This is a genomic window from Mesorhizobium sp. M7A.F.Ca.CA.003.01.2.1 (assembly GCF_003998945.1).
Taxonomy (GTDB): Bacteria; Pseudomonadota; Alphaproteobacteria; order Rhizobiales; family Rhizobiaceae; genus Mesorhizobium; species Mesorhizobium ciceri.
In genome coordinates this window covers 1-6,320 of the sequence record NZ_RZRA01000248.1, presented here as the reverse complement: position 1 = coordinate 6,320, position 6,320 = coordinate 1, and the positions used below count along the sequence as shown (strand labels likewise).

Sequence of the window (6,320 nt, the reverse complement as noted above, 5' to 3'; positions counted from 1 at the left end):
CCATCGGCGCCAGAATGAACAGGCGCGTGCCTTCCTCGATCGCCAGCACGCGGTCGACCATCTGCGAAACCGTCTGGCTCTCGATCGGCAGGCCGGTGGCCGGCGAATAGGGGATGCCGACGCGCGCAAAAAGCAGGCGCATATAGTCGTAGATCTCGGTGACGGTGCCGACCGTCGAACGCGGGTTCTTCGATGTGGTCTTCTGCTCGATGGAAATGGCAGGCGACAGGCCGTCGATCTGGTCGACGTCAGGCTTCTGCATCATTTCGAGGAATTGCCGCGCGTAGGCCGACAGGCTTTCGACGTAGCGGCGCTGGCCCTCGGCATAGATCGTGTCGAAGGCAAGCGATGACTTGCCGGACCCCGACAGGCCGGTCATGACAATCAGGCTGTCACGCGGCAGGTCGAGATCGACATTCTTCAGATTGTGTTCGCGCGCCCCGCGAATGGAAAGATATTTATGGTCGGCCATAGCCGGTCGCCGCCTCAGAATCTGGAATTTCCTGGAATGGCGGGTTTTCCCGGCCATCCCCTATGTAGGTAGTTTTGCCGCCACGTCGAGAGACGCCACAATTCCCGACAAAAGCGTTTAAGCGTCTTTCGCGTGAACGGGCAAGCGGAAAGAACAAAGGCCGAACACGCTCCTGACAAAGCTGTGCAAAAACTGACTTGTACGTAACCTCCCGGCGATCACGTTTTTCGGTAACCGGCTATTGATGGTTGACGCGGGCAACCCAGGAGCGCAGTCTCCGGAAGTCAACGAAGCCGGCCGTCTTTCGATGGCCTCGCCGCCCAAAGGCGGCCTGCGAGACGCCGCAGGCATTTGCGATTTGTGCTTCGAATTGACAACAATCGCAACGGACAGAGGAGCGGAGCTATGACGCCACCGGATCGTCCCCTAGGGTTCCAGTTGTCACTGGAGCCGCGGCAGGCATAAGTGCCAGGGTTTAGCGTCTGCGCCACCCGGCAAACCGTGACCTGCCATATCCCCTAAAAATCAGAGACTGCTAGTCGGATCGTCGGCCGAACGCCGCGGTGCATCCGAAATCAAACGCCGGCAGTACACTCCCGGCAAAGTTGGATTTGAGATCCAGAAGGCCCCGTCCGTTTGCCCAAGGCACGGCGGGGCCGTTTTATGTGGGGAACGCTCATTTCCGCGCGCACTCAGTGACGCGGCGGCCCGATCGAGTCGGCGCCGACATCGACGGTGATGCTGCCGGAAATCCTGACATCCGTATCGCCGATCTTGAATGTGCCGTTCTCGCCGGCCGGCAGCGCATCGTCCGGCTCGGGAGCCGGCTTGGCGATGCGGTAGTCGCCGGTCACGCCGGGCAGGGCGCTTTTTTGCGTCGACGGCGAACTGTCCTCTGCAAGAGCCGCGCCACTCACGAGACTGGCAAAAGCGAGCACCACGACGGCGATGACGGGGCGCAGTGGTCTGGAAGGATGAGTGTCGGTCATCCCAGGACTATAGTGGCGCGCCGCCGATGGAACCAGACCGGCATCGTCAAATCTTCGGCAGCCGGCCGGACTCCGCTCCGGCCCTGGCTTACGCCGCCTTTTTGCGCGTGTCGAAAACATGGTCGACGATGCCCCATGCCTGCGCCTCGCGGGCGGTCATGAAGTGGTCGCGGTCCAGCGTGCGCTCGACCTCTTCATAGGTACGGCCGCAATGCTGCGCGTAGAGCTCGGCCATGTGCCGTTTCGTCCTGCCGATGCGCTCGGCATGGCGCTGGATGTCGGAGGCCTGGCCCTGGAACCCGCCCAGCGGCTGATGCAGCAGGATGGTGGCGTTCGGCAGGGAAATCCGGCGCCCCGGTGTGCCTGCCATCAGCAGGAACGAGCCCATCGATGCCGCAAAGCCCATGCATACGGTCGACACCGGGCAGCTGATATATTGCATCGTGTCGTAGATGGCGAAACCACTGGTCACTACGCCGCCCGGCGAGTTGATGTAGAGCGAGATCTCCTTGTCGGGATTGTCCGATTCCAGCGACAAAAGCTGCGCGCAGACCAGCGCCGAGATGTCGTCGTTGATCTCGCCGTTGATGAAGATGATGCGCTCGCGCAGCAGCCGCGAAAAGATGTCGAAGGCGCGTTCGCCGCGGCTCGATTGCTCGATGACCATCGGCACCAGACTGGCAACACCGCTCATTTTTCTTCTCCGATTTTCTATTATGCCGCGCGCAGAAGGCGCGGTGCGTTCGCGGCGATGGGCTTTCCAATTGCGCGCAAACCGAGCGAAAGACGGCAGCCGGCGCCTGCCATGGCGATGGCCGGCATGGCCTTGCGGGCAAAACCGTCGTGGACGATGCGCAGATGCGTGCCGCCGGAAGCGGTGCGGGCAAGCGTGAAGGTGACGGTACTGTCGAGCGGATCCTGCCTGGCTGCGTCGCCCGGCTGCTCCCGCCAGGAATAGCGCAGCAACTTCTCGGGTTCGGCGTCGAGGATTTCGCATTCGATCGGCGCGCCCGTCCCGGCGAAGGCAAAACGGTTGCCGATCTCGGGTCTCATGTCGTTGGGCATCATCCAGGCGGCGAGCAATTCCGGTACGGTCAGGGCCCGCCAGACCTTTTCCGGCGGCTCGGCAAGGTCGTACTCGAACTCGAGCGCATCCGGAGAGACTTCGCGATGGCTTTCGTCGGCCATTGATCCCCTGTCGTTCATTGATCCATGTCCTTCAAAACCGCCTTCAGCCTTTCGATGCGTTCCGGCCAGAAAGTCCGGTAGCGTTCGATCCAGGAGAGCAAGGGAGCGAGCCCCTGCGGATCGGCGCGGTAATAGGCGTTGCGGCCGGCTCGCCGCTCGACCACCAGGCCTGCGCCACGCAGGACGGCCAAATGCTGCGACACCGCGGGCTGCGACACCGTCATACCGGTGCGCAATTCCGACACGCTCATCTCGCCTGCGGCTAGCCGCTCAAAGACGGCGCGGCGCGTCGGGTCGGCCAGTGCGCGAAAAATCTCTGCTTCGATCATGTCAAAAGCATAAGTGAATACTTATTGATTTGGCAAGCACTGTTTTACGAGATTGTCGGAAGCCAGCGTCTCACCATTCCGGCAGGCCCATCGAACGTCGCCTCGAAAATCGGCGACGCAAGGACGGCGTGGATGTGAAGCGTTCCAGTGCCGGCGTTCTTGAACCCGTGTTTCCTGTTCGCGGGGACAACGAGAGACTGGCCCGATGTCACGACTGTATGCTCATCGTCGATCCACATCTCAGCCCTACCGGCGATAACGGTCAGCACTTCCTCCACGGGATGCCAATGCGTTGGGGCGCCGACCGTGGGCTCGACCCATTGCTCGAATATGCAAAGTTGCGATGCACCATTGCTGGCCGACACATGCATGCGTGTTTCCACACCTGCTCGCCATTGCTCGCGCTGCTGGTCCTCATGTGCGACAGACTTCATTTGATCGCCCCCGGTCAGATCCGATTTCATGGAAATTTCCGGCCGGGACACTACATCTTGCTGACAAACATTGACAGAACGTCATCTGCACCATAGAACGAACAGGGAACAAAAACCTTGTGGGTAAAGGCAGCCACGGCAAGCGGCTGACGCCTGCAGCCTGTAAGGTGCTGCGACAAAAAAATTTGTTTCGGATGAGCGCGGAGAAATATCATGGCGGGTAGCGTCAACAAGGTCATTTTGGTCGGCAACCTCGGCGCGGATCCCGAAATCCGTCGCCTCAACTCGGGCGAGCCGGTCGTCAACATTCGCATTGCGACGTCGGAAAGCTGGCGTGACAAGAATTCCGGCGAGCGCAAGGAAAAGACCGAATGGCACAACGTCGTCATCTTCAATGAGGGCATCGCCAAGGTGGCGGAGCAGTATTTGAAGAAGGGCATGAAGGTCTATGTAGAGGGCCAGCTGCAGACGCGCAAATGGCAGGACCAGACCGGCGCCGACAAGTACACGACGGAAGTCGTGCTGCAGAAATTCCGCGGTGAGCTGCAGATGCTCGACGCGCGCGGGCAGGGTGAAGGCGGCCAAGTCGGCGGCTATGCCGGTGGCGGCAGCAGCCGTGGTTCCGATTTCGGCCAGTCCAGCCCGAGCGAAGGCTTCAATCGCAGTGGTGGCGGTGCCAAGAGCGGCGGCGGTGGCGGTTCGTCGCGCGAACTGGACGACGAAATCCCGTTCTGATCGCAACAGCAGATGTTGTTTTTGGCTTAAGTCAAACATTGCGCCCCGAGAGTCCATCATGGACTTTCGGGGTTTTGCATTGTCGAACTGAACGCCGACATGGCGATCAACGAAATATGGCGAAGGACGAGTTCGATGAAAGCACGCGTAAAATGGGTCGAGGAACGCACCTTCGTCGGCGAGTCCGGTAGCGGCCACAAACTGGTGCTGGGAACCGCGCCCGGACCGGAAGGCAGGACGCCGGGACCGAGCCCGATGGAGCTGGTGCTGATCGGCACCGGCGGCTGTTCGGCCTATGATGTCGTGCACATCCTCGAAAAGGGGCGCGACGCGGTCGAGGACTGCGTTGTCGAGCTCGAAGCCGACCGGGCGGAAACCGAACCCAGAGTGTTCACCCGCATTCATATGCATTTCGTCGTCAAGGGCAGGCAACTCTCCAGCGACAAGGTGAAACGCGCGATCGACCTTTCGATCGAAAAATATTGCTCGGCCTCCGCGATGCTTGCCAAGACCGCCACGATTACCCACGATTTCGAGGTCATCGACACGACGGCGAGATAGAGCCGGCTTTGAGATTCTCGCCGCGTCAGCCTGTCAGCCCGCTATCAGCGCCTTGATGCCGTCGGCGACGAATTGCACGGCCAGTGCTGCCAGGATGACGCCGAGCAGGCGGGTCAGGATCGAGCGGCCGGTCTGGCCGAGGATGCGGTCTATGCGTTCCGACAGCACGAACACCAGATAGGTGATGGCAAGGCAGACGAAGATGATGCCGACCAGCGCCGCCTGCGCCGCAAAGCCTTGAAAGGAACCTGAGAGCAGCACAGTTGCCGAAATGGCGCCGGGACCCGCGATCAGCGGGATTGCCAGCGGGAAGGCGGCGATGTTGTGGATCATGTCCTTGGTGATGGCGACGTCGCCGATCTTCTCCTTGCGGTCCTGCCGGCGCTCGAACACCATTTCGAAGGCGATGAAGAACAGCAGGAAACCGCCGGCGACGCGGAAAGCCGGCAGCGTGATGCCGAACACCGACAGGATCGAGGCGCCTGCAACCGCAAACAGCGCCATCACCAGGAAACCGATGATCGAGGCGCGGACGGAAACCTGCTGGCGCTCCTCGCGGTTCATGCCGCGCGTCACGGCGAGGAACAGCGGCGCCAGGCCGGGCGGATCGATGGTCACGAGAATGGTGACGAACGCGTTGAACAGGCTGTCGAAACTCGGCATCTCTGACCCTCCCGCCGGGCCGTGCCCGTACCAGGATAATTGGTAGAGCAAAGCCCGTTCGGTGGGAACTGTTCGTGAGAAAGTGGTTGATGCCGGCGAGACAGCGGAGGGCGCAAAGGGTCGCGACGCTTTTATTCCGGGCTGCTGCATTCTTCGGCGATCAAACCGCTCGGCGCGCCAGGAACTCGACCTCCAGCCGCCATGTCGCGCCATTGTCGTGCGAGCGCTCGCCCAGCCATCGGAAGGCGTTTTCGGTGATGCGTGAAAAGCCCCAGCGTACGGAGCTACCGGTGCCGTCGGCGCCCACTTGCACGATCGTGTCACCCTCGGCGCGGCCGAGCTGGCGGCTGAAATACTGGTTGGGCGGGTCGCTCCAGAAGATGTGCCAGGCATCCGCGCCGGGATCATAGACGCGCAGCGTCGTGCCATAAAAAGTCCATTTGCCGAGCGAAGGCTGGGAACCAGTGTCCCGCGCGGGCAGGATCCAGACGTCCTGGATCGCCCGGCCTTCCAGCACCCAGCCGAAATGCACCTCGCCACGCCCTGTCAGCACCGTTCCGTCCTCGAGGTGGCGCGAGGCGTCGAAAGTCCAGGCGCCGACGAAGCGGCCGTAAAGGCTCAGTTTTTCGGCAAGGCCTTCGATCGGTCCGGGGCTATGCAGGGCATCGGCAAACGAAGATTGATCGAACATGGTTGTGGCCTCTTCTTGTCAGGAGATTGGGAGGGAATAGGCGGTTACGAGGTTCTGGGCTTGGGAAAAATTGCTATATTCCGGTCATGACAGCGACCACGCATACGCTCGCATCCGGACCCGGCTGGCATGTGGCGGATGTGATCTGCACGGCTAGCGCCGGCGACCGGCCGTTCGAGGAAGCGCATCAGGATTTCTGTGTCGCCGCGGTCACCAGCGGCACGTTTCGCTACCGTGCCTTGCTGGGCACGGTAGCGA

The 6,320-nt window shown here is 61.4% G+C and carries 9 protein-coding genes and 2 pseudogenes; 3 read left to right on the top strand and 8 right to left on the bottom strand.

Annotated elements, in window-relative coordinates:
* The 6 genes and pseudogenes from EN969_RS12650 to EN969_RS12625 all read right to left on the bottom strand — a co-directional run.
* Positions 1–472: pseudogene (locus EN969_RS12650) on the bottom strand (excinuclease ABC subunit A); the annotation flags it as partial.
* 692 nt (positions 473–1,164) lie between these two features.
* On the bottom strand, positions 1,165–1,461 hold the full coding sequence (locus tag EN969_RS12645; protein ID WP_063167933.1) for a hypothetical protein: 297 nt from the start codon (positions 1,459–1,461) through the stop codon (positions 1,165–1,167).
* 88 nt (positions 1,462–1,549) lie between these two features.
* The gene (locus EN969_RS12640; RefSeq protein ID WP_063167934.1) at positions 1,550–2,155 is read right to left on the bottom strand and encodes an ATP-dependent Clp protease proteolytic subunit; all 606 of its coding nucleotides are present in this window, start codon (positions 2,153–2,155) and stop codon (positions 1,550–1,552) included.
* 20 nt (positions 2,156–2,175) lie between these two features.
* A complete protein-coding gene (locus EN969_RS12635; RefSeq protein ID WP_063167935.1) occupies positions 2,176–2,667 on the bottom strand; it encodes an SRPBCC domain-containing protein in 492 nt (163 codons plus the stop codon).
* On the bottom strand, positions 2,664–2,978 hold the full coding sequence (locus EN969_RS12630) for a metalloregulator ArsR/SmtB family transcription factor (protein WP_013531836.1): 315 nt from the start codon (positions 2,976–2,978) through the stop codon (positions 2,664–2,666). Before EN969_RS12630 ends, EN969_RS12635 begins: the two co-directional genes overlap by 4 nt.
* Before the next feature lie 44 nt (positions 2,979–3,022).
* Complete coding sequence (locus EN969_RS12625) at positions 3,023–3,442, bottom strand: cupin domain-containing protein (protein ID WP_013531835.1); 420 nt, start codon at positions 3,440–3,442, stop codon at positions 3,023–3,025.
* A gap of 183 nt (positions 3,443–3,625) precedes the next feature.
* On the opposite strand from EN969_RS12625, the gene EN969_RS12620 reads away from it, so the two are divergent.
* Both EN969_RS12620 and EN969_RS12615 read left to right on the top strand, forming a co-directional pair.
* The gene (locus EN969_RS12620) at positions 3,626–4,147 is read left to right on the top strand and encodes a single-stranded DNA-binding protein (RefSeq protein WP_063167936.1); all 522 of its coding nucleotides are present in this window, start codon (positions 3,626–3,628) and stop codon (positions 4,145–4,147) included.
* A 135-nt stretch (positions 4,148–4,282) separates the two neighbouring features.
* The gene (locus EN969_RS12615) at positions 4,283–4,708 is read left to right on the top strand and encodes an OsmC family protein (protein WP_063167937.1); all 426 of its coding nucleotides are present in this window, start codon (positions 4,283–4,285) and stop codon (positions 4,706–4,708) included.
* A gap of 33 nt (positions 4,709–4,741) precedes the next feature.
* On the opposite strand, the gene EN969_RS12610 is transcribed toward EN969_RS12615, so the two are convergent.
* A complete protein-coding gene (locus EN969_RS12610) occupies positions 4,742–5,371 on the bottom strand; it encodes a MarC family protein (protein ID WP_013531832.1) in 630 nt (209 codons plus the stop codon).
* A 160-nt stretch (positions 5,372–5,531) separates the two neighbouring features.
* Complete coding sequence (locus tag EN969_RS12605; protein ID WP_063167938.1) at positions 5,532–6,062, bottom strand: hypothetical protein; 531 nt, start codon at positions 6,060–6,062, stop codon at positions 5,532–5,534.
* Between the two features lie 86 nt (positions 6,063–6,148).
* On the opposite strand from EN969_RS12605, the pseudogene EN969_RS35990 reads away from it, so the two are divergent.
* Positions 6,149–6,320, top strand: a pseudogene (locus tag EN969_RS35990) (AraC family transcriptional regulator); the annotation flags it as partial.

Excerpts from the sequence above, each read along its gene's own strand:
- EN969_RS12645 (WP_063167933.1), bottom strand. The coding sequence starts at position 1,461 with ATGACCGACACTCATCCTTCCAGACCACTGCGCCCCGTCATCGCCGTC.
- EN969_RS12640 (WP_063167934.1), bottom strand. The coding sequence starts at position 2,155 with ATGAGCGGTGTTGCCAGTCTGGTGCCGATGGTCATCGAGCAATCGAGC.
- EN969_RS12635 (WP_063167935.1), bottom strand. The coding sequence starts at position 2,667 with ATGAACGACAGGGGATCAATGGCCGACGAAAGCCATCGCGAAGTCTCT.
- EN969_RS12630 (WP_013531836.1), bottom strand. The coding sequence starts at position 2,978 with ATGATCGAAGCAGAGATTTTTCGCGCACTGGCCGACCCGACGCGCCGC.
- EN969_RS12625 (WP_013531835.1), bottom strand. The coding sequence starts at position 3,442 with ATGAAATCGGATCTGACCGGGGGCGATCAAATGAAGTCTGTCGCACAT.
- EN969_RS12620 (WP_063167936.1), top strand. The coding sequence starts at position 3,626 with ATGGCGGGTAGCGTCAACAAGGTCATTTTGGTCGGCAACCTCGGCGCG.
- EN969_RS12615 (WP_063167937.1), top strand. The coding sequence starts at position 4,283 with ATGAAAGCACGCGTAAAATGGGTCGAGGAACGCACCTTCGTCGGCGAG.
- EN969_RS12610 (WP_013531832.1), bottom strand. The coding sequence starts at position 5,371 with ATGCCGAGTTTCGACAGCCTGTTCAACGCGTTCGTCACCATTCTCGTG.
- EN969_RS12605 (WP_063167938.1), bottom strand. The coding sequence starts at position 6,062 with ATGTTCGATCAATCTTCGTTTGCCGATGCCCTGCATAGCCCCGGACCG.